General features: G+C 39.3%; 25 protein-coding genes, 1 tRNA gene and 1 other RNA gene. 21 read left to right on the top strand and 6 right to left on the bottom strand.

The window, feature by feature from the left end:
• Nucleotides 1-98 precede the first annotated feature (98 nt).
• A non-coding RNA gene (ssrS, locus tag H5157_RS10890) (6S RNA) lies at nt 99-281 on the bottom strand.
• A 193-nt stretch (nt 282-474) separates the two neighbouring features.
• On the opposite strand from ssrS, the gene H5157_RS10885 reads away from it, so the two are divergent.
• The 4 genes from H5157_RS10885 to H5157_RS10870 are packed head-to-tail and all read left to right on the top strand — an operon-like array spanning nt 475 to nt 4,755.
• A complete protein-coding gene (locus tag H5157_RS10885; RefSeq protein WP_002962745.1) occupies nt 475-1,038 on the top strand; it encodes a UPF0149 family protein in 564 nt (187 codons plus the stop codon).
• A gap of 28 nt (nt 1,039-1,066) precedes the next feature.
• Nucleotides 1,067-2,389, top strand: coding sequence for a Xaa-Pro aminopeptidase (pepP, locus tag H5157_RS10880; protein WP_182724676.1), 1,323 nt, complete (start codon nt 1,067-1,069; stop codon nt 2,387-2,389).
• Nucleotides 2,390-2,404: 15 nt separating this feature from the next.
• Nucleotides 2,405-3,592: a 2-octaprenyl-6-methoxyphenyl hydroxylase gene (ubiH, locus tag H5157_RS10875; RefSeq protein WP_182724675.1), complete on the top strand. Its 1,188-nt coding sequence runs from the start codon at nt 2,405-2,407 to the stop codon at nt 3,590-3,592.
• A complete protein-coding gene (locus tag H5157_RS10870) occupies nt 3,589-4,755 on the top strand; it encodes an FAD-dependent monooxygenase (protein WP_182724674.1) in 1,167 nt (388 codons plus the stop codon). Before ubiH ends, H5157_RS10870 begins: the two co-directional genes overlap by 4 nt.
• A gap of 269 nt (nt 4,756-5,024) precedes the next feature.
• Here H5157_RS10870 and H5157_RS10865 read toward each other — a convergent pair whose 3' ends face one another.
• Complete coding sequence (locus H5157_RS10865; RefSeq protein WP_182724673.1) at nt 5,025-6,224, bottom strand: alpha/beta hydrolase-fold protein; 1,200 nt, start codon at nt 6,222-6,224, stop codon at nt 5,025-5,027.
• Between the two features lie 376 nt (nt 6,225-6,600).
• Here H5157_RS10865 and rpsF point away from each other — a divergent pair, with 376 nt between their 5' ends.
• The 9 genes from rpsF (at nt 6,601) to alr (ending at nt 12,958) form a co-directional block, all read left to right on the top strand.
• Nucleotides 6,601-6,942 carry a 30S ribosomal protein S6 gene (gene rpsF / locus H5157_RS10860; RefSeq protein ID WP_002962750.1) on the top strand — a complete coding sequence of 114 codons (342 nt, stop codon included), beginning with the start codon at nt 6,601-6,603 and terminating at the stop codon, nt 6,940-6,942.
• A 43-nt stretch (nt 6,943-6,985) separates the two neighbouring features.
• A complete protein-coding gene (priB, locus tag H5157_RS10855) occupies nt 6,986-7,303 on the top strand; it encodes a primosomal replication protein N (RefSeq protein WP_004588456.1) in 318 nt (105 codons plus the stop codon).
• A 12-nt stretch (nt 7,304-7,315) separates the two neighbouring features.
• Entirely contained in the window at nt 7,316-7,543 is a 228-nt protein-coding gene (rpsR, locus tag H5157_RS10850) for a 30S ribosomal protein S18 (RefSeq protein WP_002962753.1), read from the top strand.
• A 35-nt stretch (nt 7,544-7,578) separates the two neighbouring features.
• Entirely contained in the window at nt 7,579-8,031 is a 453-nt protein-coding gene (gene rplI, locus H5157_RS10845) for a 50S ribosomal protein L9 (RefSeq protein ID WP_002962755.1), read from the top strand.
• 390 nt (nt 8,032-8,421) lie between these two features.
• Entirely contained in the window at nt 8,422-8,970 is a 549-nt protein-coding gene (locus H5157_RS10840; protein WP_182724672.1) for an RNA polymerase sigma factor, read from the top strand.
• Nucleotides 8,957-9,439 (top strand): hypothetical protein, encoded by a 483-nt coding sequence (locus tag H5157_RS10835; RefSeq protein WP_182715603.1) that lies wholly within the window; start codon nt 8,957-8,959, stop codon nt 9,437-9,439. The genes H5157_RS10840 and H5157_RS10835 overlap by 14 nt, the downstream gene beginning before the upstream one ends.
• Nucleotides 9,440-9,448: 9 nt before the next feature.
• Nucleotides 9,449-10,387 carry a DUF4097 family beta strand repeat-containing protein gene (locus H5157_RS10830; RefSeq protein WP_002963051.1) on the top strand — a complete coding sequence of 313 codons (939 nt, stop codon included), beginning with the start codon at nt 9,449-9,451 and terminating at the stop codon, nt 10,385-10,387.
• A gap of 112 nt (nt 10,388-10,499) precedes the next feature.
• Nucleotides 10,500-11,879: a replicative DNA helicase gene (gene dnaB / locus H5157_RS10825; protein ID WP_002963050.1), complete on the top strand. Its 1,380-nt coding sequence runs from the start codon at nt 10,500-10,502 to the stop codon at nt 11,877-11,879.
• Nucleotides 11,879-12,958 carry an alanine racemase gene (gene alr, locus H5157_RS10820; RefSeq protein WP_024596806.1) on the top strand — a complete coding sequence of 360 codons (1,080 nt, stop codon included), beginning with the start codon at nt 11,879-11,881 and terminating at the stop codon, nt 12,956-12,958. Before dnaB ends, alr begins: the two co-directional genes overlap by 1 nt.
• 31 nt (nt 12,959-12,989) lie before the next feature.
• Here alr and H5157_RS10815 read toward each other — a convergent pair whose 3' ends face one another.
• Nucleotides 12,990-13,229 (bottom strand): DUF2960 domain-containing protein, encoded by a 240-nt coding sequence (locus tag H5157_RS10815; RefSeq protein WP_002963045.1) that lies wholly within the window; start codon nt 13,227-13,229, stop codon nt 12,990-12,992.
• Nucleotides 13,230-13,329: 100 nt separating this feature from the next.
• On the opposite strand from H5157_RS10815, the gene H5157_RS10810 reads away from it, so the two are divergent.
• The 3 genes from H5157_RS10810 to H5157_RS10800 all read left to right on the top strand — a co-directional run bounded on the left by H5157_RS10810 (nt 13,330) and on the right by H5157_RS10800 (nt 15,208).
• Complete coding sequence (locus H5157_RS10810; protein ID WP_182724671.1) at nt 13,330-13,581, top strand: hypothetical protein; 252 nt, start codon at nt 13,330-13,332, stop codon at nt 13,579-13,581.
• Nucleotides 13,582-13,780: 199 nt separating this feature from the next.
• Nucleotides 13,781-14,398: a nicotinamide riboside transporter PnuC gene (gene pnuC, locus H5157_RS10805; protein WP_002963042.1), complete on the top strand. Its 618-nt coding sequence runs from the start codon at nt 13,781-13,783 to the stop codon at nt 14,396-14,398.
• Between the two features lie 3 nt (nt 14,399-14,401).
• Nucleotides 14,402-15,208 (top strand): phosphotransferase, encoded by an 807-nt coding sequence (locus H5157_RS10800; protein ID WP_182724670.1) that lies wholly within the window; start codon nt 14,402-14,404, stop codon nt 15,206-15,208.
• Between the two features lie 3 nt (nt 15,209-15,211).
• Here the strand turns inward: H5157_RS10800 and H5157_RS10795 are convergent, their stop codons facing one another.
• Nucleotides 15,212-15,394: a hypothetical protein gene (locus H5157_RS10795; protein ID WP_039490259.1), complete on the bottom strand. Its 183-nt coding sequence runs from the start codon at nt 15,392-15,394 to the stop codon at nt 15,212-15,214.
• Nucleotides 15,395-15,640: 246 nt separating this feature from the next.
• On the opposite strand from H5157_RS10795, the gene H5157_RS10790 reads away from it, so the two are divergent.
• From H5157_RS10790 to H5157_RS10780, 3 genes are all read left to right on the top strand, one after another.
• Nucleotides 15,641-15,715: transfer RNA gene (locus tag H5157_RS10790), tRNA-Arg, on the top strand.
• Nucleotides 15,716-15,926: 211 nt separating this feature from the next.
• Nucleotides 15,927-16,460: a DinB family protein gene (locus H5157_RS10785; protein WP_033022198.1), complete on the top strand. Its 534-nt coding sequence runs from the start codon at nt 15,927-15,929 to the stop codon at nt 16,458-16,460.
• Between the two features lies 1 nt (nt 16,461).
• Entirely contained in the window at nt 16,462-17,166 is a 705-nt protein-coding gene (locus H5157_RS10780; protein WP_002963038.1) for an NRDE family protein, read from the top strand.
• Nucleotides 17,167-17,272: 106 nt separating this feature from the next.
• On the opposite strand, the gene H5157_RS10775 is transcribed toward H5157_RS10780, so the two are convergent.
• Nucleotides 17,273-19,036 (bottom strand): lysophospholipid acyltransferase family protein, encoded by a 1,764-nt coding sequence (locus tag H5157_RS10775; RefSeq protein ID WP_182724669.1) that lies wholly within the window; start codon nt 19,034-19,036, stop codon nt 17,273-17,275.
• Nucleotides 19,037-19,372: 336 nt separating this feature from the next.
• Here H5157_RS10775 and H5157_RS10770 point away from each other — a divergent pair, with 336 nt between their 5' ends.
• Nucleotides 19,373-20,587 carry an HD-GYP domain-containing protein gene (locus H5157_RS10770; RefSeq protein WP_039490270.1) on the top strand — a complete coding sequence of 405 codons (1,215 nt, stop codon included), beginning with the start codon at nt 19,373-19,375 and terminating at the stop codon, nt 20,585-20,587.
• Here H5157_RS10770 and H5157_RS20930 read toward each other — a convergent pair.
• Nucleotides 20,547-20,870 carry a hypothetical protein gene (locus H5157_RS20930; RefSeq protein ID WP_154903641.1) on the bottom strand — a complete coding sequence of 108 codons (324 nt, stop codon included), beginning with the start codon at nt 20,868-20,870 and terminating at the stop codon, nt 20,547-20,549. The genes H5157_RS10770 and H5157_RS20930 overlap by 41 nt on opposite strands.
• A 283-nt stretch (nt 20,871-21,153) precedes the next feature.
• On the opposite strand from H5157_RS20930, the gene H5157_RS10765 reads away from it, so the two are divergent.
• A complete protein-coding gene (locus H5157_RS10765) occupies nt 21,154-22,422 on the top strand; it encodes an outer membrane protein transport protein (protein ID WP_154903642.1) in 1,269 nt (422 codons plus the stop codon).
• Nucleotides 22,423-22,482 lie beyond the last annotated feature (60 nt).

Here is a 22,482-nt window from a genome sequence, read left to right as displayed (position 1 = left end):
TGCTTGCAGCTTTTTTTTGCCAAAAATTATAAAAATAATGTACGAAGGTATAGCAAAAAAATGAATAAGTAATAAGAGGGAGTATAAAAAGTAAGAAGGTGTTCCCCAAGATACGGTACCCGGTTTCAGTCCTGAAACCAGAAGGTTTCAGGGCGGAAATCTGCGGTTTACCGTAGGCTTCTCGGTACATGCCGAGCTTGCACAATAGTAGACGAACAGAAATCCTGGTATAAAATTTATCGGCTCAGGGACTTAACCAAGCTCCGGTACCCCAGGGAACAATTTAAGTATATAAGACATAATCCAATCCTTAAACCCTAAACGTAAAAAATTAAACCGTTCGCTTAGTTTTCCCGCACCTTTAACTCGTCATTTACTTTATCGCATGGTTTTTGAGCTTGATCATACAATTAATTGGAGTTGCTTTTTATCGAGTGGTAGCATTGCCTTAACTTGCAAAGCGAAGATTCGATTATGAACGATTTACCCGATTACGAAAAAGCTCAACTGCTTTTAGAAAAAAACGAAATATTTGTATCACCTGCCGAAGCGCATGGTGTAATTAGTGGTTTACTTGCGTGTGGTTTAACCATTGACGACAAAGAATACTTAGGCCTTTTGAGCGATGTGTTTAACGATGGTGAATCATTTAGTAACGATTTAAAGCAGTTTTTTGGCACTATTTATAAGCAAGTAGTTGCGAGCTTTAATGATGACGAATTTCAGTTTGATTTATTTTTACCAAACGATGACGAAACACTCATCGATCAGGCTAATGGCCTCGTATCATGGGTAGCAGGGTTTATGCTTGGTTTTGGCTTAAAGCAAAAAGATTACGGTAAGTTATCAAGCGATGTTAAAGAGGTTATTACTGACTTTAGCGAAATCACTCGCCTAGATACCACTTTTGAAGAAACCGAAGAAGACAGCCAAGCGCTGCACGAAGTGATTGAATATGTGCGCGTATCAGCACTACTTTGTTTTGCAGAGCTTGGTAAAGAGCAAAACACGCAAAGTACTAAAAAAACACTTCATTAGTTTAAAAAGTTAAACGGGTTGGTTAATAATGGTTGAAGTACAAAAGTCAGAATTTAAAGCACGCCGTGAGCGTTTACTTGCGCAAATGGATAAAAATAGTGTTGCTATTATTCCCGCTGCGAGCGAAGTGACGCGTAGCCGCGATACCGAATATGCATTTAGACAAGATAGCGACTTTTTCTATTTAACAGGCTTTAACGAACCCGACGCTGTACTTGTACTATGTAACAACAGCGATGCACCCAGTACTTTATTTTGCCTAGATAAAGACAAGCTTGCAGAAATTTGGCATGGCCGCAGAGTTGGCTTTGATAAAGCTAAAAGTGACTACTTGTTTGATGAAGCTTACCCACTAAGTGAATTAAACGATAAGCTACTCGATATACTAAATGAAAAAGATGCGATTTATTTTGCACAAGGTGCTTATCCTTCATTTGATACCAAGGTGTTTACGTTACTAGGTACACTTAGAAGTGGTGCGCGAAAAGGCCTCAAAGCACCGAGTACTTTAAAAGAAATACGCGGCCTTATTCATGAAATGCGTTTGTTTAAATCGACAAGCGAGATAGATGTTATGCGAGAAGGTTGTGAAATTAGTGCGAGAGGGCACATGCGCGCTATGCGTTTTTCACACCCCGGAGCTACTGAATTTCAGCTAGAGGCAGAGCTGCATCATCATTATGCTATGAATGGTGCGCCGCACCCGGCGTACGGCACAATTGTTGGTAGTGGCGACAACGCCAATATTTTACATTACACGCAAAATAGCGACGTATTAAAAAATGGCGACCTGGTACTTATAGACTCCGGTTGTGAGCTACAAGGTTACGCCGCCGATATTACCCGTACTTTTCCAGTAAATGGTCAATTTAGCGAAGAGCAAGCCGCGCTTTATAATATTGTTCTTAAAGCGCAAGAAGTTGCTTTTGATGAAGTAAAACCCGGTGGTTACATGTCGCATGCTAATAAACTAGCAATGGAAGTAATGACCCAAGGTTTACTTGATTTAGGTATTTTAACCGGCGACTTTGATGAGCTAATGGCAAAAGGGGCATGTAAAGAATATTACATGCACGGGCTTGGGCATTGGCTTGGTTTAGATGTACATGATGTTGGCGATTACAAAGTAAATAACGTTGAGCGTGCATTTGAGCCCGATATGGTACTCACCATAGAGCCTGGGCTTTATATCAGCGAAGACTCAAGCGCACCGCAAAAATACAAAGGCATTGGTATTCGTATTGAAGATAACTTGCTAGTTACCGAAACAGGCCATGAAAACTTGACCCTAAGCGTGCCTAAAAAAATTAGCGATATAGAAGCACTTATGCAAAGTGCTAAAAACGTATAAAGCTCGGAGAGTAAAGTGGCTAAGCAGTTTGATGTAGTTGTTATTGGCGGTGGTTTAGCGGGAGCAAGCTGCGCGTTAAGTGTGGCTAAAACTAATCCCGCGTTAAATATTGCCGTTGTAGAAGCTAATCAAGTTACCGGCGACTACCACCCAAGCTTTGACGACAGAAGCATTGCACTTGCTCAGCAATCGGTAGAGTATTTACAAAGCCTCAATTTATTTGAACAAAATGCCCCTTACACCGCCGCAATCAAAAAAGTGAGCGTGTCTGATAGAGGCCACTTTGGCAAAGCGCACATTAATTGCGACGAATTTTCTAAGCCTTCACTTGGTTACGTAGTAGAAGTTAACCCTTTTGGCCGAGCGCTCCACCTGCGTTTAACGCAATCAAATATTACGCTTTTGTGCCCTGATAGCGTAATTGCCATTGAGCAAACTCTGCATAGCAATACACTTACCCTGCAAAGCGGCGAGCAATTAAACGCAGCGCTATTGGTTATTGCTGATGGTGCACAATCACCCACACGTAATTTACTTGAGCTTGGCTTTAATACCCAGCCTTATGAACAAGGCGCAATTATTGCCAATGTAGAAGTAGCTGGTGGGCATAATAATCATGCCTTTGAGCGTTTTACACAAAGCGGGCCTATGGCGTTATTACCCATGAGCAATAACCGTTATTCGTTGGTGTGGTGTATGAGCCAAGATCAGGTTGAACAGCACATGGCACTTAATGAACAAGACTTTATAAGTGCCCTACAAAGTGCGTTTGGTTATCGCGGTGGTCAATTTACTAAAGTAGGCATGCGCACGAGTTACCCGCTCGTTTACGGGCAAGTCGAGTCTTTGACTGCGCACCGTACAGTGGTTATTGGTAATGCCGCACATGCTATTCATCCTATTGCAGGGCAAGGTTTTAATTTAGGCCTTCGCGACGTGCAAGTACTAAGTAATTTAATAGCAAACAGCCAACACGGTTTAGGCAGCTATGCGTTTACACGTGAATATTCTAAAAAGCGCAGTGATGATATAAAAACCGTAATGAGCTTAACCGATGCACTTGTTAGGCTTTTTTCAAACTCATCGCGAGTGCTCGCATTGGGGCGCAGTATTGGGTTGTTTTCGATGGATTTATTTCCTGCATTAAAAGCGCCATTAGCCAAACAGTTAATGGGGCAAGTTAAACAAGGTAGGCGTTTATGAAGCAAGCACAGGTTTGTATTGTAGGTGGTGGCTGCGTAGGGCTAACACTAGCACTTGGATTGGCAAAAGCCTCTATAAGCGTCGTTGTACTCGACGGCGCACCAACACAAGCGTTGCCAACTGACGAATATGGTTTGCGCGTAAGTGCGCTAAGCATTGCAAGTCAAACCTTGCTTGAGCAATTAAATGTATGGCCAGAAATTATCACACAGCGAGCGTGCGTTTATACGCATATGGATGTACGCGATGCCGACAGTTTTGGCAAAATAGCGTTTGATAACAAACAACTTGAGCTTGAGCATTTAGGCCATATTGTTGAAAACGACATTATCCGCTACGCGCTTATAAAAGAGCTAGAGCAACAAAGCAGCGCAACACTAATGTTTGATACGCAGTATCAGCAAATACATCAAAGCGAATCAGATGTATTTATAACGCTTAAAAGTGGCGAGCCAATTATTGCAAAACTGCTGGTGGCCGCTGATGGGGCAAACTCAGCTATTCGCAAACAATTTAATATGGCACTTAGCTTTAAAGATTACGATCACCATGCGCTAGTCGCAACCGTAAAAACCAAAGAGCCGCACGAAAACACCGCACGCCAAGTGTTTTTACCAACCGGGCCGCTGGCATTTTTACCTCTGAGCGATGCAAATACCCATTCAATAGTATGGTCTACTAGCCCAAACCACTGCGATGAGCTGCTTGCAATGGACGACAGCAGCTTTAATAAAGCCGTAATGGCAGCCATAGATGGCCAATGCGGGCTGTGTGAAGTGCAAAGCAAACGCGCTGCTTTTCCACTTAAAATGCGCTACGCCCAGCAATGGGTTTCAGGCAAAGTGGTACTCATTGGCGATGCTGCACATACAATCCATCCACTTGCAGGGCTTGGTATGAATCTAGGCCTAAAAGATGCCGCTTATTTAATTGAGCTTTTAACAAGTAATAATAAAGAATTTGCAAGCACGCGCACACTTCGCGATTACGAACGTACCCGTAAGCTCGATGCGCAAAAGCACATAGCCATGATGCAAGGGTTAAAAGAGTTATTTGAAGGTGCAAACCCGGTTAAAAAACTTATCCGCGGAGTAGGGCTATCATTAGTTGATAATTTAGGCCCAATAAAACACCTGTTCGCTAAAGAAGCGATAGGAAAGTAACGTAGGTTGGGTTGAGCGAAGCGAAACCCAACGGATAAAGTAAAGCGATGAGCTTGATTAAAAAAACCGATGTTTAATTTAAACATCGGTTTTTTTTATGAAGGTTTTAAATATATTAAAAGCTGCGCTTTTCACGCGAGCAAGCTCAGCGTCTATATGCAAAGTTTAACACTGAGCTTAATTTTACCTGTAGGCGTTTAGCTTGCTGACGCGACGAGCCTAGCTCGTAATTACTATCGTTAGCTAAAAAGTACTTTGCGTTAAATCAGTTACAAATTCTTTTGTGCTTCATTCACCATATCCTTGAGCGCATCAATTAACATTGGATCTCGCGAGTTTTGCTTAGCAAGTTCTAATGCGTGTTTCATACTGGTGACGGCCTCTTTGAACTGCTTATTTGCAGTATAGCCTTGCGATAAGCGCATGTGAGAATAGGCTGCATTTGGGTAATGGGTAGTAAAGTGTTTAAGCGTGGTAATAGCTTTGGCTGTGTTACCAAATTTTTGCTGGCTATGAGCAAATTCTACATATACATCTTGTGGAATTTTAAGCTCAAACCCATATTTATCACTCAGTGCTTGGTAGTAACCTGTAATAAGCGATACATCAGCAAATCTTCCGTGCTCGTCAGTAACGCTAAAAATTAGGTCGCCAAATAAGTGAATTAGGCTATCGCTAAGGGCTGGTAGTATGGTGCCCATATGACTAAAAGTAGGGTAATGCTTATATTCCCATTTTAGCTGTGTTGGCATTTGTTGTTCTAAATTTACTAAAGTATTTAATACACCTGTATAAAAGCGTGACCCTTCAGTTGCTACACTAATAAATAACGATTGACCGCCTTTAGGGCTTTTAGTGTATTTTATAATATTATTTTTTAATTCTTCATCACTCCACCAACTGTTTGGGCTTATAGCTATATAGTTATTAAATAACTCAGGCTGATTAACTAAAGTATAAAGCGCTAAAGTACCTGCATTAGAGTGGCCAATTAACGTGTTGTAGCCGTTAGTTGAGTAGTTAGAATTTATGTATGGCATAAGTTCGTCAGAAACAAATTTCAAAAACTCGTCAGTTTGCCCCGCTTCAGGCCATTTATTTTTTACAAAGGTTTGAAATTCAGTTTTAGGCTCACCATCTACTTTAGGTAAGTAATCACGAACACGGTTAGTTGTATCAATACCAACAAGCAAGGCATTAGGTATCTGCTCGTAATCAACAAGGGATTTAATAACACCAGACGCCGTATGAAAGTGCTCAACACCATCAAGTAAATAAATAACATAAAGCGGCTGATCGTCTTTTACAGTGTCAGGTATGAAAATTTTAATGGGTCTGTCTTCGTTAAGTATTTTTGATTGCAGAATGACTTTTTTACCAACGGTTATGTCAGTTGTATTGGTTTTTGCGTGGCTTAAAAATGGTGTACTAAAAGTAAGTATTAATACAAGCGATAGTAAGAGCTTCATAAATATCCTTATTTAATAATGTATTGCTTAATAATTGCACGGCTTTAAGTTTGAGTAAATACTTATATTTTGAGGCAGGTGTTAGACTTAAGTAATTCAAAGCTGCGCTTTTTTATGCGCGCAAGCTTCGCGTATATGATAAATATTAAACTACGAGGTTAGCTTTTCCTTTAGGCCTAAGGCTTGCTAACGGGATGAGCGAAGCTCGCAATAATTGCCTTTAAACTCTTATCTATAAAAGCTTAAAAAACCTGCTTGCTTAATTATCCGTCTAAGCGTAAAATGCGCGCTCATTTCGGCTTTTAAACTATTAATTCCTTGCCTTAAACCGACCGGCCGAAACGGTAGAAGGCTCTATTAACCGTAAGGAATATCCATGCGTCATTACGAAATCGTATTCATGGTTCACCCTGATCAGAGTGAGCAAGTAACTGGTATGATCGAACGTTATACTGGTTCTATCACTGAAGCTGGTGGTACTATCCACCGTCTTGAAGACTGGGGCCGTCGTCAATTGGCTTACCCAATCAACAAGCTTCATAAAGCTCATTATGTTCTTATGAACGTTGAAGCACCTACTGAAGTAATCAGCGAGCTAGAAACTACTTTCCGCTACAACGATGCAGTGCTTCGTAACTTAGTTATGCGTACTAAAAATGCTGTAACTGAAGCGTCTCCTCTTGCAAGAGAAGAGAAGAAAGAAGCACCAGCTGCTTAATTGTTTTGAGTCCTAGCATGGCATGTAGTCAGCAGTTATTATAATGGTTAGCCCATATATGAATCAGCTGGTTATATCTGGGGTAGTTTGTAAAACTCCCAAGTTTAGCCAAAGCCCTGCTGGCATCCCGCATTGTATTTTTGTTGTAGAACATAAATCAATGCAAACCGAAGCAGACCTTAACCGTAATAGTTATGTGAGGCTTCAGGTAGTTGCCAGTGGAAAGCAAATGCAACAACAGACTCAACATTTGCACGTTGGGCAGGCATTGCAAGTGAGTGGTTTTTTAAATCGCCACGAAGGTCGTAACGGCCTTAGCCAATTGGTTTTGCATGCTCAGCATATAGAAAGAATTATTTGAGGAATTAATCTCATGGCACGTTATTTCAGACGTCGTAAGTTCTGCCGCTTTAAAGCGGAAGGCGTACAACAAATCGATTACAAAGATCTAGCTACTCTTAGAAACTATGTTACAGAAAGTGGCAAAATCGTACCTAGCCGTATCACAGGTACTAGCGCTAAATACCAGCGCCAGCTAGCAACTGCTATTAAGCGTGCTCGCTACTTAGCCCTTCTTCCATACACTGACTTACATAAGTAAGCAGCGGATTAACAGTTTTTAAAAGGTGTAGAAACATGCAAGTTATTCTACTAGATAAGATCGCTAACCTAGGTAGCCTAGGTGAACAGGTTGTAGTTAAATCTGGTTTCGCACGTAACTTCCTTTTCCCGCAAGGTAAGGCAGTTCCTGCGACTAAAGCTAACATTGAAACGTTTGACGCTCGTCGTGCAGAACTTGAAGCGAAAATCGCTGAACAGTTAGTTGCTGCACAAGCACGCGCTGAAAAACTAGAAGCATTAGCAGAAGTTACATTAGTATCTAAAGCTGGTGACGAAGGTAAGTTATTCGGTTCAATCGGTACTCGTGACATCGCTGACGCTATCTCAGCTGTTGGTGTTGAAGTTGCTAAGTCAGAAGTTCGTTTGCCTCTAGGTACTATCCGTGAGACTGGTGAATTTGACGTATCAATTTCAGTTCACTCAGACGTAACGGCTACTATCAAAGTAATCGTAATCGCTGAAGCTTAATTTTTAATTAAGCTAAAAAAGCCGTGCTATTAGCACGGCTTTTTTGTGCCTATAATTTGGCTAACTTCATTAGTTGAGGGCACAGTTAAATAATACCAATCCGCAATAATACTTAATCATTTTGCGGGGCTAAACGTGTCGCTACCTGTGTTAAAAAATTCTCATTTAGAACAACTAAATAGCGAATTTTTTGTCTAGCTATCAACACGTTTTTCCATCCTCAAAATAGATCACTTAATTAAGCGAATTGGTATAAAGCCTCGTATAAGCCCCTTTTTTATTCAATTATTTTTTCATTCCTTTTAAACCTTTTCGAACTGTCATTACGTCTAACTTATCAATACACTTAAATAGCAACTCAACAATAATAATTAAAAGGCGGCATCACGGATGTTACACGTTAAACCCGACCCAGCGCCTTTGTGCGAAGCTGCACTCATTGAGCGAGTTAAATCGGGTGATCAAGGCGCATACACAACGCTTTATGAGTTACATATAAAACGAGTATACGGTTTATGTTTGCGCTTATTAGCAGACCAAGCACACGCTGAAGACGCCGCCCAAGAGGTATTTGTACAGGTATGGCATAAAATAGCATTGTTTGATGGGCGTTCGCAGTTTTCTACTTGGCTATATAGTGTTGCCAGTAATGTAGCGATAAGTTACCTGCGTAAGCAAAAAAACTGGTTACAAAAAGTAGTAAGTATTGAACACAGCGGTATGGATGAGCAATCAGCTAACGACTGCAAAGGCTTAAATGGCCTCGATAAGTTAATAGTAAGGCTTCCTGAGCGCGCACGTATGGTATTTGTATTATTTGCTATTGAAGGTTACAGGCACGAGGAAATCGCGGAGCAATTAGGTATGGCTGTTGGTTCAAGTAAGTCACAATATCATCGTGCTAGGCAGTTATTACAAGAGTGGTATGAAAATGAGTAAACCAAACTTTAACGACTACTTAAATAAGTCATTAAACACGCTTGATAAAGAAATTACGCCACAAAAAGATTTATGGGCGGGGATTGAGCGAGCAATTGTTAATAATAAGCAGAACCCAAACAGCACTATTATTTGGCCAAAACTAACGGCAATAGCAGCGTGTACTGTGGCTGTTTTAATTGCTGTTAATATATTTGTTATAGCACCTGAACCACAGCCCGTAGTGGCTATAAGTGATTACTTTTCGGCTCAAAAAAATAGTTTGTTAGTTGAATACGAAAATAAAGAAGCATTAACCACTAACTGGCAAGCGCAACTACAAGAACTTGAAGATGCTGAGCAAGCAATAAAGCAAGCTCTTGAAAACGAACCACAAAACCAAGCGCTACTGACAATGTTAGCGCAAATATATCAACAACAACTTGATTTAATTAACAAGGTGCACGCGCCACGTTGGCAGCACATTTAGGAGTATGATATGAAAGCGATTTTATTAGGACTGAGCTTATTTCCACTGGCGGCATTTGCGGGTGAAAAAATAGATAAGCAAATAGACGTACCAAGTGGCGGCACTATTTTTATTGAAAACCAACGCGGTGATATACATATTACAGGCTGGGATAAAAACGAATTTAAAGTATCTGGCGAGCTTGATGATAAAGCACAGGGTTATGAGCTTAAAACAAGTGGCGATAAAACACAGTTTATTGTAAAAATGCCCCGTAAATCAAATTGGGGTAATAGTGGTGACGGCTCAAACCTAACTATATTTATGCCTAAAAGCAGTAGTTTAGAGTTTGCTGGCGTTAATGTATCGGTGACTGCAAAGGAGCTTAAAAACGGCGCAGAAGTTGATGTGGTTAACGGCGAAATTACGGTAGATGATATTACTGGCAACATTAAGCTCACCACTGTAAATGGTGATGTGAACGCTGAGAACTTAAACGGGAATATTCAGTTTGAAACCGTAAATGGTGAAATTAACGATAGGCAATCAAGTGGTGAGCTGCGTTTTAGCGCTGTTAATGGTGATATTAAATCAACTTCAAGCGCTAATGATGTGCGCCTTGAAAACGTAAATGGCGATATAGAATTTACGCTATCGGCTATTAAAAACCTACGTATTAATACGGTCAATGGCGAAGCAGAAGTACAGATTAACGAGCTTTTAAAAGGCGGTGATGTACGTTTTGAATCAGTAAGTGGTGATGCCGACTTTTATTTCCCACAAAGTGTATCAGCAAAGTTTGAAATTAAAGCCCATGCTAATGGTAAAATCATTAACAAAGTCAGTAGTGACAAAGTCAGTAAAGCTAAATATGGCCCAGCCAGTGATTTAGAGTTTAGTATTAATGGCGGTAATGCAAATGTTGAAATGGATACCATAAGTGGACGAATAGAGCTTCGTACCAAATAACACTCATTCCCCATCACGATTACAAAAAGCAGGAAAGATTTCCTGCTTTTCTATTTGCACAGCCCCTGCAAGTCGATAGAATAGAGCCATTCAATTTTACTACTGTGAAGTTATGGCCAAACCAGATAAGCAAGTCGATACTCTTAAAGTTCCTCCCCATTCAATAGAAGCTGAACAATCTGTTTTAGGTGGCTTAATGCTTGATAACCAAGCTTTTGACCGCGTAGCTGAGCTTGTTGTATCACAGGATTTTTATACCCGCACGCACAAGTTAATTTTTGAGGCGATGACGGCACTTGCTGAGATTGGCGATCCGATAGATTTAATCACTATTTCTGAAAGTTTAGAAAAAAATAATAAACTTGCAGGTATTGGGGGTTTTGCTTACTTAGCCGAAATTGCTAAAAATACGCCAAGTGCAGCCAACATTGATGCCTACGCAAACATTGTACGTGAGCGTGCTGTTGTACGTGAAATGATTGGCGTGGCAAATGAAATAGCCGAAGCGGGTTTTAATACCGAAGGGCGTACTAGTCACGACCTACTCGATTTTGCCGAAAGCAAAGTATTTAAAATTGCCGAGCAACGTACAAAAAGTACGGAAGGCCCGCAAAGTATTCATAACATACTCGAAAAAACCGTTGATAAAATAGAAGAGCTTTATCAATCGCCACAAGATGGTGTAACGGGTGTAAGTACAGGTTATGCCGATCTTGATAAAATGACGACGGGCCTGCAACCGTCTGACTTAATTATTGTTGCAGCGCGTCCTTCAATGGGTAAAACCACCTTTGCGATGAATCTTGCAGAACATGCCGCAATGACTCAAGACAAACCCGTGCTAATTTACTCGCTAGAGATGCCTTCAGAACAAATTATGATGAGGATGTTAGCGTCTCTTGGCCGTATTAACCAAACTAAGGTACGTACAGGTCAGTTAGATGATGACGATTGGGCGCGACTTTCATCAACAATGGGCTTGTTGATGGAAAAAGGCAAAATGTATGTTGATGATGCCTCGGGCTTAACACCTACCGATGTTCGCTCTCGTGCACGTCGTATTGCGCGTGACCACGGCGGCATTAGTATGATCATGGTCGATTACTTGCAGCTAATGCGCGTACCTAGCCTTGCTGATAACCGAACGCTTGAAATTGCTGAAATTTCGCGTTCACTTAAATCACTAGCAAAAGAGCTAAAATGTCCGGTTGTTGCGCTTTCGCAGCTAAACCGTACGCTAGAGCAACGTGCCGATAAACGCCCAATTAACTCAGATTTACGTGAGTCAGGGTCGATAGAGCAGGATGCCGATTTAATCATGTTTATTTACCGTGACGAAGTTTACAACGAAGACAGTACTGATAAAGGTATTGCTGAGATTATCATAGGTAAACAACGTAACGGCCCAATTGGTAAAGTGCGTTTAACATTCCAAGGTCAATTTTCTCGCTTTGATAATTACGCGGGACCAGCGGTAGATGACGATTACTAATGCGCTTAGCGACTGCTGAAATTAACTTAACGGCACTTGCGCATAATTTAGCGCAAGTTAAGGGCTTTGCACCTAACAGCAAAGTGATGGCGGTGCTAAAAGCAAATGCTTACGGGCATGGATTAGTAACGATTGCGCAGCATTTAAATAATGCTGACGCATTTGCTGTGGCACGTATAGATGAAGGGCTTGCCCTTCGAGCTGGGGGCTTAACAAAACCAATTGTTTTACTAGAAGGCTTTTTTAACAAAGCCGACTTACCTATTCTGCTCGCCAACAATTTTCAAACTATTATTCACGATGAGTACCAATTAGCGGCGCTTGAAAAAGCAAAGCTAGATGCACCAATAACATGCTGGTTAAAAGTAAATACAGGTATGCATCGATTAGGTATTGCGCCAGAGCAGTTTGAAGCCTTTTATAGCCGCTTGCAAAAAACACCTAACGCTAAAAATACCGTTAATTTAATGACCCACTTTTCGTGTGCTGATGACGTTGATAATGCTAAAACGGTTCAGCAAATTACGTTGTTTGATAATTTAGTGAATGGTATTGACCAAGCGCATTGTTTATCAAATTCGGCTGGTATTATTGCCTGGCCGAGCGGTCATGGCGATTGGGTGCGTCCTGGGCTTATGTTATATGGTGTATCGCCAATGGCAAATAGTATTGGGCAGCAACACAAATTAAAACCAGTTATGCGCTTAACTACGCGCGTAATTGCAGTGCGAGATGTGCCTGCTAATGAAGCTGTTGGGTATGGTGGTCGTTGGAAAAGCGATAAACCAACCAAGTTAGCTGTTGTAGCTATGGGTTATGGCGATGGTTATCCTCGGCATGCTAAAGAGGGGACACCGGTAATAATTGGTGAGCAGCGTTATGGTATTGTAGGTAGCGTAGCTATGGACATGATCAGCGTTGATATAGGCGCTAATGAGCATAATATTAAAGTTGGCGACAGAGTCACTATGTGGGGCCCTGAGCTACCAGTTGAAGAAATAGCACTGTGCGCTGATACTATTCCTTACGAGCTATTATGTAATATTACACCACGCGTAAGTTATGAGTATCAGCCATAGTTAGTTTTTAGCGTATACCAATTGGGTATAATTACTCTTTTATAAAGTAAATGTCGCTAAAGCCCATACGGGCAAATTCTTGGTCGCGAAAGTTACGAACAGAAGCAGACCCTTTTGAGGTCATTTCTATTTGGCGTACCATATTTAAGTAATTTGTTAAATCAATACCCTCGGCAGCAGCAATAGCTTGATACATGTCGTGGTATTTATCTTTTGCGAAGTTAATTTCGCGCGGTTGGTTTTTAAATGTATACGTTATTCTGCGTGCCATAATAAGCTCAGTTAAATTGAGTGTTAGTATAATTTTACACTGTATTGAACTGGCATTGAATGATTTGTTTAAATCAAATAATTAAAAAGTAGAGTTTAAAATGAAATTATCAGTAGAGATCAGTAAATATCCACTTCACCAAGATTACATTCCGTTTATTAAAGGCTTTATTGACCGCTTAAACGAATACGAAAATTTAAAAGTGATTACTAATACGCTATCAACGCAAATTTTTGGTGATTATGATTTAGTAATGCAGGTGTTAAATACCGAAATTAAGCGCTCATATGAAGAATTTGGTAAAGCTATTTTTGTATGTAAGTTTCTCTTTGGCGACTTATCGCCTGAATAATCTATAATACCAATCTGCATAAATATTTGATCAATTTAACGAATTAAATTGCACTATAACGTCGTTAAAATTTTTTATTTAGAACAACTAGATACAAAAATTTTGCCTAGTTTTAGCGTGATTTTCTTAACGTTAAATAGACCTCGTATATAAGCAGATTGGTATAACAAATGGCGCAACTAAACGGTGATTGCATAATATGGACTTTTTAACACAAACCTTAAGCGGTTTTACAGCAATGTCGCATTGGGAATACATTGCGGTAGGATTGTCGATGGCGTACTTATTATTGGCAATAAAGGAAAGCTTATGGTGTTGGCCGGCGGCATTTTTTAGCACGCTCATTTATACAATTATGTACTGGAATGGCGCATTGCTCATGGAGTCGTTACTTAATTTTTATTATATGTATATGGCTGTGTTTGGATGGGTTGTATGGAGAAAAGGCAAAGCTGAAAATTTAAATATTACATCGTGGTCGATAAACCGTCATGCTGTTTTAATTAGTTTAACAACCGTAGCTGCAATTACAATTGGTTACGTTATGCAAAACTATACGCATGCCGATTTTGCTTACCTTGATAGTTTCACAACGTGTTTTGCCGTAGTAACTACTTACTTAGTTGCTAAAAAAGTCCTCGAAAACTGGCTGTACTGGATTGTAATAGATGCAGCTTCCATGTATTTATATTATGAAAAAGGCTATTACCCAACGCTTGCGCTCTTTATATTTTATACCATTATGGCCGCGTGGGGCTTTAAAACTTGGTACGAAGAGTACGAACAAAGCCAAGCTAAGCCGCTAGCTCAGCTTTAATTAATGATTGAGCATAATCAGCTAGTAAAAATGTGTAGGGCGTTTATAGAGCCTACTAGCGTTACTTCAAGCGAGCGACTACTAAATGGTTTTAGTAACGATAATTTTTTAATACGTACCAAACAACAAGGGTATTTATTAAAGTGTTATAAAAGCCATTGGCCAGCCATAGGACTTGAAGCACAGCGTTTTTTAAGTGAGCTTAATATATGTCCTGCGCCTGTTTGGCTCGATAAAAAGAATAGCCGTGCGGTATTTAATTATATTGAAGGTAATACAGCGCAATCGGATATAACGCTTAGCTTTATTAATAAACTTGCTCAAGTGCACAATTACAAAGTGTCTACTGCGCCAATGGATATAGCTAAAGAGCTGCATTTTTATCAAAGCACCGGCGTATATACGCAATATAAACCTCAAATAGAGCAGGCACTCAAAGTAGTTGCAGCCATGCAATTTGATGAAGGCTTTTGTCATAATGACTTGGTAAAAGATAACATTATTGTAAATGCTTCGGGCATGTATTTAATTGATTTTGAGTACGCGCAAACTAACGATGTATATTTTGATTTGGCAGCCCTTGCAGTGAGCTTTAATCTTAATGAGAGCAGTGACAGTACATTGTTAAACAACTATAAAAATAGCGTTGATAAAACAAGCACTTTTTACCCATCAATAGATAAGCTAAATTACTATAAACTGTTTTTTTTGGTGTTATGTATTGCTTGGTATGAGGAGCGCAACATAACCTGTGAATCTATAATGTTACGTGCGCAGCTAAATAAACTTGTTACTAATACTTTTTTATAAAAGTTACAAACCACCAAAGCGTTCAGCGAGCTCTTTGTACTTTGTTACTTCGGCCGCATCAAATTGTGGTTCGCCATTCTCGTCTTCAGATTTAGCAATTAATAAACTTTCTCTAGAGAGACGTTTTACACGCTCTACTTTTACACCTAAAAATTCAGCGACTTGCTCAGTAGACATTAAACTCATTATTATTTCCTCGTATTAAACTAATCCTCACAGCGACAATCATAATTTTAATGTTACTAAACCGTTACTGTTTCTTATCTAATAAGAATAAATAGCGTGTTTTTAAGCCTTTGTGAAGTGTTTTATTTAAAAGAGTTTAATTAATAAGCATATAAGCTGATCTTACTGGTATTTATTTAAAGATCTCTTTATCATTGCGGGTGCTAAAGCACTGATATCGCGAGTTGGTGTGGCGGCAACAAATGTGCTCTCGTGGTGAAATGGATATCACGTGGCCCTCCGGAGGCTGAGTTGTAGGTTCGATCCCTACCGAGAGCGCCATTTGCTTTTATATGTATTAATTATCCTCTCTATATTACCTAGCTTCTTATTAATTACTCTTGTATTTAAAAATGCATTTACTGCAAAAACTTTGAAAGTTAATTTTAAAAACAGCTTTCTAGTTATTTATACAATGCAAAATTAGCATCCAAAAATCATGTTGTAATTATTTGCATATAAGTTTTAGTGATAAATGAGGAAGACCGATTTAATGTTAAATAGTCAATTAGAGATACTAGCTCAAGGACACGCTTATCTTGAAGGTGTAACTAAAGAGGACTATTCCCAAGTCATCACTCCTAACTTTATTAGCTCGGCTGGAGCTCATATGCGACATATTATCGATCATTATCAATCTTTAATGACCGGCTTTAGCACGCAAAAAGTAGATTATGATTGCCGCTTAAGAGGAGGAGATATTGAAAACTCTCCAACTGCTGCAATAAAAAAAATTGCCGAAATAACAACGTGGATTGAACAGCTAAGTCCAGATGATTTTAATAAACCGTTATCACTTTCAAGCGAAGTTTCAATTAAAAGCAAAAATGTACAAACAGTAACCACATCACTTGCGCGAGAGCTTATTTTTGTAGGCAGTCACGCTGTGCACCATTACGCGATGATTTCACAAATTTCTTTTGCTCAAAAGTCGCAGCTCGATCAAAGCTTTGGTTTAGCACCAAGTACAGCTACTTTTTTAAGAGAAAATAGCCAGCCAGCACAACCAAAATCGATGCAAAATTAAAATGTGCACGTTAAGCTACTTTTTAACTGATGATGGCTACGAGCTATTTTTTAATCGCGATGAGCAAAAAACACGAGAAACGGCAATCGCTCCAAGTAAGCACCAGGGCAATGCAATTTTCCCCATTGATCCGCAAGGAGGAGGTACTTGGCTTGGGGTATCGCATTTTGGGCAAACACTCGCATTATTAAACGATTACCAAAGTGTATTTGATATAACTGCGGTAAAGCATAGTAGAGGTTTGTTAATCCCTCATTTACTGAGCAATAAAGCCCCTGCATTGTACCAATTACAAAACATGGATTTATCGGGCTACGCGCCTTTTAAGTTATGTATTTTTCCGGATGGGCTATCGATAAATAACAATAACGTGGTTTTTGTTAGGTGGGATGCAAAGCAGTTGATCCACTGCCAAGTTGAACCACTTGCTACGTCATCAGGTGTTGAGCTTGAAACGGTGACACAAAAGCGTAAACAACAATTTAAGCAACTTATTGATTTAAGACATCCTGAAAGTGAGCAGTTTTTAGCGTTTCATTACAGTAAAGCCGAACAAGGGCAATATGGCGTAAATATGCTAAGGGAAGATGCAATGACGGTCAGTATTAGCCATATTAAAGTTGGTAACACTATACGCTTTAATTATTTTGATAAGCAGTCTCAGCTCATTAGTAGCATTGGTTGTTTAAAAGTGGCTGCTGCTTAACTAAATATTTTTATAGCTGTTACATAACTAAAAAAGTCGACGCAATTAATAGCGTCGACTTTTTTTGCTCAATTTTTACCTGCTATATTAATACAGCAGGTAAAAATTATGAGTGATTTATATAATCATCCTTTTTATCACCAAGGTAGAGCTTAAGTAGCTTTTCAGGCGCACTTGGTAGGTGCACACTTAAAAGTAATCCTGGCGTGTGATTAAAGTTGCTATCAATGCCCATGCAATGAAATTGAGCGCCTAGCTTATGGTATTGCTTTAATAAAATCGGTATGTCTTTTTTATCTTCTTCTATTCCCATAACCAATGCTGATACATGGCCTATGTTTAACGTGTGGTCATTAATAAAGTCTTCAAACTCTGGGTGGAGCTTATTATTAAAAGGCGTATTGGCGCTAACACCTTGTTTATTATTAACCATTGCATGGCCAATAATTGCAACAGAACGAGGGTCATAAAGTTTACTTAATGAAACAGTGCCATATAAAGTCCTATAGCGTGGATTTTGCGCCATAAACGCACCAATCCCTTTAAATAGCAGCAATAAACCATGGTAACTGCCCTGATGCTTTTGAACTATAAACGATCGACCCATTTCTAAGCACGGCTGTTGCTGATTAATAAAAGAAGGTTCAAAGTTAAACATTTGCGATAAATAAAGAGCGCTCACGTCGCTATTTTTTTGTAATAAATCGGTTTGCCCAATTCTATAAGCACCAATAATTTCTTCATTTTTATGATCAAAAATAAACAAATGCATGTAAGTCGCATCAAACTTATCTGTGTCGCATGGCTCGCCACTTCCTTCGTTTAATGTACGAAAGGTTATTTCTCTGAGGCGTGTTATTTCAGTAACGCAATTAGGTATTTGCTCTTGGTAGCCGTAATAAACTGAGTAACCTTTAAAGTCGACTAAATGCTGCTCGCTTGGCAAGTTTGCAAGCTCATTTTTCATTTTTGTTTTATCAACTTCCTGCATAATGGCTTTGAGCTGTGTTGATTGGTTATCCTCTTGCCAAGGCGTTACAAAGCGCTCATCGTTTAAGTAACACTGCAAGCGTGTAAGTGCGTTTATGTCGTCAGTTTTTTCAAACTTATTTAATAATTTGGGTGTAAGTAAATTACCAGCGCTTAAGCTAATAGAGCTTTTTTGAATTTTAAGTAATTCGCGTATTAGCATTAATAATCTAAATCGGTAGTAAACACGCCCCAAGTTATAAAAGGTTGAGCTATTCTGACCGCTAATAAATACAGGCAATAAAGGAGCTTGTGTTTTTAAAGCTAGTTGAGCGGCTAAGCGATTCCATTGCCCGTCAGTTACACGTTGTTTTTCTGATTGAAAAAATGACACTCTTCCCGCAGGAAAAACCACAAGTAAGCCATCATTTTTAACATGACTAAAACACTGTTTTATTGCGCTGGTATTAATGGCTGCTTTTGGTTTTAGTGGGTTAGCAAAAATAAAATAGTCTTTAATTTCTTTAAATATTTTTAAACCCACGTTAGCCATTACTTTTGTATCGCTACGATAATGGGTGAGTAAATTTGCAATAATTACGCCCTCAATCATGCCATAAGGATGATTACATACCACTATGCAAGGGCCATGCTTTGGTATTTTGTCAATAACACCTTGTGCACCAAGCACATTAATACCTAATACATTTAACAGCTTTTCACTAAACTCTTGTTTATCTAAACCCGATAAATTATTACAGAGGTATATATCACGCAGCTTATTGATGCCCAATAGGCTATCGAGCAGCGGAGCGGCTATTTTTAGTATATGACTCAAAGGAGAAACGGTGCTTATTGCCGCTACACTTAAGTTTGATACGGGGTGGTTTAATTTTGTCATATACGTTGATGCTCTTAAATTTTTATAGCTGTTGTGTATATTTAGACCGAGGAAAAACCACATTATGTTCAAATTAGGTTAATTAAGTTTGTTTAAAAGCGTAAAAATAATACCCAAATAGCCTTTTAAGTACTAAGTGGCTGTAGGTTATTAAGAAAATAGAAGAGGGTTTTAATTATCCATAAAATAAGGTTACCCACTACAGCTAATAAGAGTGATACAGCAAGTAATCCTTTGTAGTTATATATCACTACTTACAACTCAAAAACTAGACTTTTAAGCTTAATTAATGCTATTTAAGGTACATCTACTTTAAATGTAAAAAATCTCACCTTTATGCTAATTACTTTGCCTGTGTCTGAGCTCACCCCTGGTATGTACGTTGATAGTGTTACTAAGCAACACGAGGGGATCAATAGCATAAAAATTAAGACCAGTGGCTTGGTGCGCGACAAATCTATTATTAAGCGTTTAGTGTCTGAAGGGGTGCTCGAGCTGCTTATAGATTTTACTAAAGGTGATGCGCCAGTTCCTGCTAAATATAAGCCCCAAAGCGCACCTAAAACATCTAATAGCCAAAAAAAAGTAGAAAAAACCCCTATAGCTATTTCTATCGAACAGGAGTTTGCTAAAGCGACTGTAAATTACGATCAGCATGGCAGAAAGTTACAATCATTATATGGCGATTTAACATCTGGCCTGAGTGTTAATATAAAAGTGCTTGATGAAATTGCCAGCGAGATAGTCAGCTCAGTTTTTCGTAATGCTAACGCTATGACTATTCTTACTCGTATAAAAGACAAACATAGCTATAACTGGCGGCATATGATCAACTGCGCCATTTTTACTGCTGTATTTGCTAAATACTTAGGGTATGAAAAGGCTGTTGTACAAGAGCTTGCAATGGGGGCGTTACTTCATGACTTAGGCCAAGCTAAATTACCGCAGGGTATATTTTCCAAGCCAACTAAACTAAGTAATAACGAGCTAGCAGCAATTAAAAAGCATGTTGCGCAAGGTTTAGGTTTAGTTAAAGGTGAGAAGGGTATAACTCCCCTTATGCTCGATATGATAGTAAATCATCATGAGCGTTTAGATGGCTCTGGTTATCCGCGAGGCCTGCAGGCTGAAAAGTTAAGTCGCCCGGCGCGTATAATGGCAATTGTAGATGTGTACGATGCTATGACAGCCGATAGAATGCACCAAGAGGGTGATGAGCCTATTAATGCATTACGCTACTTATTAGCCAATAAGCACTTGTTTGATGGTGAGTTAGTTCAGCGCTTTATAAAGTGTTTAGGGGTCCATCCGGTAGGAACTATTGTAAAATTAACGAATGAACGTTTAGCCTTAGTGCTTGAGGGGAACGTATTAAATCCTATAAAACCTAAAATTAAGCTATTTTATAATGCTAAGCACAATCATCATGTTACACCTAAAGACATAGATTTAAGTGAGCACACCCAAGAGCTGAAAATACTAGCAAGTGTTAAGCCTCTTGATTATCAGATTAATTTGTCTCGCCTGCTAAAAGAGCATTTGTTGAACTAGTTTTACTGCATTGCCTTTTTTTAGTTTGTTTTGCAGAAATAAACGCACCCAAAAAACAACTCCCCATCAGTGTTAACCATAGCAAAGTACCTAACTCTACATGCAATGCAAAACAACAAAGCGCTAAAGAAATCAACGCATTTAACATTGCCCCTAACCAATAATGGTTTACGGGGTTATCGCATTGTCCTGCTTGAGTGCATGCGCAGTAGTTTGCTTTGTAAAAGCAAAATACACTCGCCCCACAAAATATTAGCCCTGTAATAATAAATAAAATGATCACAGTTTTACTTCCTTTGCGATTTTATAGTGAGTGTAATTTGCTATATATTTCAAGTCAATCTAAATGATAATTAATTACAATTAGAGCTTTAACTCTAATAACACATTTCTCATCCGATGAGTTTTAAATAGTTGTTAAAATGTCGTTAAATAACATGTTTTTTGCTGTTTTTTGACGCATTCATAGAGTTTTTTACAAAAAATTAAGGTAGTGTAGCAAAGTTTCAAATCCTAATAACAACACACATAGTACCCAGACAGTCAGTTTGGTTAAGGACTCAACAATGAAATTTTCTAAAACTCTTATTGCAGCTTCGCTTGCATTTGTTTCAGCTGATAGCTTTGCAGCTGCGTTTCAATTATCAGAGCAAAATGCATCGGGTTTAGGCCGTGCATACGCTGGTGAAGCTTCTATCGCAGACGATGCGTCTGTAGTTGCACGTAACCCTGCACTAATGACTTTATTTAAAGATAAGCAACTAAGTGTTGCTGCTATTGGTGTAATTCCAGATGTAAGTATTGAAGGCGAAAGTACTAATAACGGTATTGACCCAAGTGCATTAGATGACGACAGCATTGCACCAAGTGCTGTAGTACCTGCTGTTTACTTTACTATGCCTTACAACGATAAAGTATCGATTGGTTTTGGCGCATTTTCTAACTTTGGTTTATCTACAGAGTTTAACGACGAATACGTTGCTGGCCAAATTGCTGGCGAAACAGAAATCTTTACTGTTAACCTTAATGCAAGCGTTGCTTATAAAGTAACTGAGCAATTCAGCTTTGGTATTGGTTTAAACGCTATTTATGCTGATGCAACTGTTATTCGTAAAGTGGGTGCTAATGCAAGCGGTATTGATTTTGGTGCTGATGCTGTAAACCTTCAAGGTGATGATACTGGTTTTGGTTTAAACGTTGGTTTAATGTACCAGCTAGATGATAACAGCCGTTTTGGTTTTAACTATCGTAGCGAAACAGACATCACATTTGATGGTGACTTCTCAAACGATCTACCAGCAGCTATTGGTGGTACAGGCGGCGCTAAGCTACCAGGAGCTGTTGATCTAACACTACCAGCTATTGCTGAGTTTTCTGGCTCACATCAGTTAGATGATAAGTTAGGCCTACATTACAGTGTATTATGGACAGGTTGGAGCAGCTTTGAATCACTAGAAGCACAAGTAACGTTACCAACTGGTGATAAGTTTGTTGCGTTTGAAAAGCAAGAGCAGTTTGATGACTCTTTCAGATACTCTGTAGGTGCTGATTACCAATACAACGAAGATTTACTACTTCGTGCCGGTGTTGCATTTGATGAGTCTCCAGTATCACAAACGCACCTATCAATCTCTATTCCTGATACCGATCGCTTTTGGTTCTCGTTTGGCGGTAACTACACAATTGATCAAAACTCTAACGTTGATCTTGGTGTAAGTATCATCCGTGGTAAAACACAAACGTTCACAGAAGCTGATGACTCGGGCAGCCAGTGGGGCTTCGAATCTAAAGGCCACGCGGTATTACTTGGCGCTCAGTATAACTACAAGTTTTAATGTAGAAGTGTCTCGTGGTTAATCACAGGGCACAAAAAAGCCGCTCACTTTAATTAAAGT

Origin of the sequence: Pseudoalteromonas sp. SG43-3 (assembly GCF_014164385.1) — a bacterium.
Classification (GTDB): Bacteria; Pseudomonadota; Gammaproteobacteria; order Enterobacterales; family Alteromonadaceae; genus Pseudoalteromonas; species Pseudoalteromonas distincta.
The sequence above is the reverse complement of the archived record's forward strand: the minus strand, read 5'-3'. Positions and strand labels throughout refer to the sequence as shown.

Bases quoted from the DNA above. Each gene is read 5' to 3' on its own strand.
- rplI (WP_002962755.1), top strand. From the start codon at position 7,579: ATGCAAGTTATTCTACTAGATAAGATCGCTAACCTAGGTAGCCTAGGT.
- priB (WP_004588456.1), top strand. From the start codon at position 6,986: ATGGTTAGCCCATATATGAATCAGCTGGTTATATCTGGGGTAGTTTGT.
- H5157_RS10800 (WP_182724670.1), top strand. From the start codon at position 14,402: ATGATTGAGCATAATCAGCTAGTAAAAATGTGTAGGGCGTTTATAGAG.
- H5157_RS10840 (WP_182724672.1), top strand. From the start codon at position 8,422: ATGTTACACGTTAAACCCGACCCAGCGCCTTTGTGCGAAGCTGCACTC.
- rpsF (WP_002962750.1), top strand. From the start codon at position 6,601: ATGCGTCATTACGAAATCGTATTCATGGTTCACCCTGATCAGAGTGAG.
- pnuC (WP_002963042.1), top strand. From the start codon at position 13,781: ATGGACTTTTTAACACAAACCTTAAGCGGTTTTACAGCAATGTCGCAT.
- H5157_RS10815 (WP_002963045.1), bottom strand. From the start codon at position 13,229: ATGGCACGCAGAATAACGTATACATTTAAAAACCAACCGCGCGAAATT.
- H5157_RS10870 (WP_182724674.1), top strand. From the start codon at position 3,589: ATGAAGCAAGCACAGGTTTGTATTGTAGGTGGTGGCTGCGTAGGGCTA.
- H5157_RS10885 (WP_002962745.1), top strand. From the start codon at position 475: ATGAACGATTTACCCGATTACGAAAAAGCTCAACTGCTTTTAGAAAAA.
- H5157_RS10785 (WP_033022198.1), top strand. From the start codon at position 15,927: ATGTTAAATAGTCAATTAGAGATACTAGCTCAAGGACACGCTTATCTT.
- H5157_RS10865 (WP_182724673.1), bottom strand. From the start codon at position 6,224: ATGAAGCTCTTACTATCGCTTGTATTAATACTTACTTTTAGTACACCA.
- H5157_RS10830 (WP_002963051.1), top strand. From the start codon at position 9,449: ATGAAAGCGATTTTATTAGGACTGAGCTTATTTCCACTGGCGGCATTT.
- H5157_RS10775 (WP_182724669.1), bottom strand. From the start codon at position 19,036: ATGACAAAATTAAACCACCCCGTATCAAACTTAAGTGTAGCGGCAATA.
- H5157_RS10770 (WP_039490270.1), top strand. From the start codon at position 19,373: ATGCTAATTACTTTGCCTGTGTCTGAGCTCACCCCTGGTATGTACGTT.
- alr (WP_024596806.1), top strand. From the start codon at position 11,879: ATGCGCTTAGCGACTGCTGAAATTAACTTAACGGCACTTGCGCATAAT.
- pepP (WP_182724676.1), top strand. From the start codon at position 1,067: ATGGTTGAAGTACAAAAGTCAGAATTTAAAGCACGCCGTGAGCGTTTA.
- H5157_RS10810 (WP_182724671.1), top strand. From the start codon at position 13,330: ATGAAATTATCAGTAGAGATCAGTAAATATCCACTTCACCAAGATTAC.
- H5157_RS10765 (WP_154903642.1), top strand. From the start codon at position 21,154: ATGAAATTTTCTAAAACTCTTATTGCAGCTTCGCTTGCATTTGTTTCA.
- H5157_RS10780 (WP_002963038.1), top strand. From the start codon at position 16,462: ATGTGCACGTTAAGCTACTTTTTAACTGATGATGGCTACGAGCTATTT.
- H5157_RS10835 (WP_182715603.1), top strand. From the start codon at position 8,957: ATGAAAATGAGTAAACCAAACTTTAACGACTACTTAAATAAGTCATTA.
- rpsR (WP_002962753.1), top strand. From the start codon at position 7,316: ATGGCACGTTATTTCAGACGTCGTAAGTTCTGCCGCTTTAAAGCGGAA.
- dnaB (WP_002963050.1), top strand. From the start codon at position 10,500: ATGGCCAAACCAGATAAGCAAGTCGATACTCTTAAAGTTCCTCCCCAT.
- H5157_RS10795 (WP_039490259.1), bottom strand. From the start codon at position 15,394: ATGAGTTTAATGTCTACTGAGCAAGTCGCTGAATTTTTAGGTGTAAAA.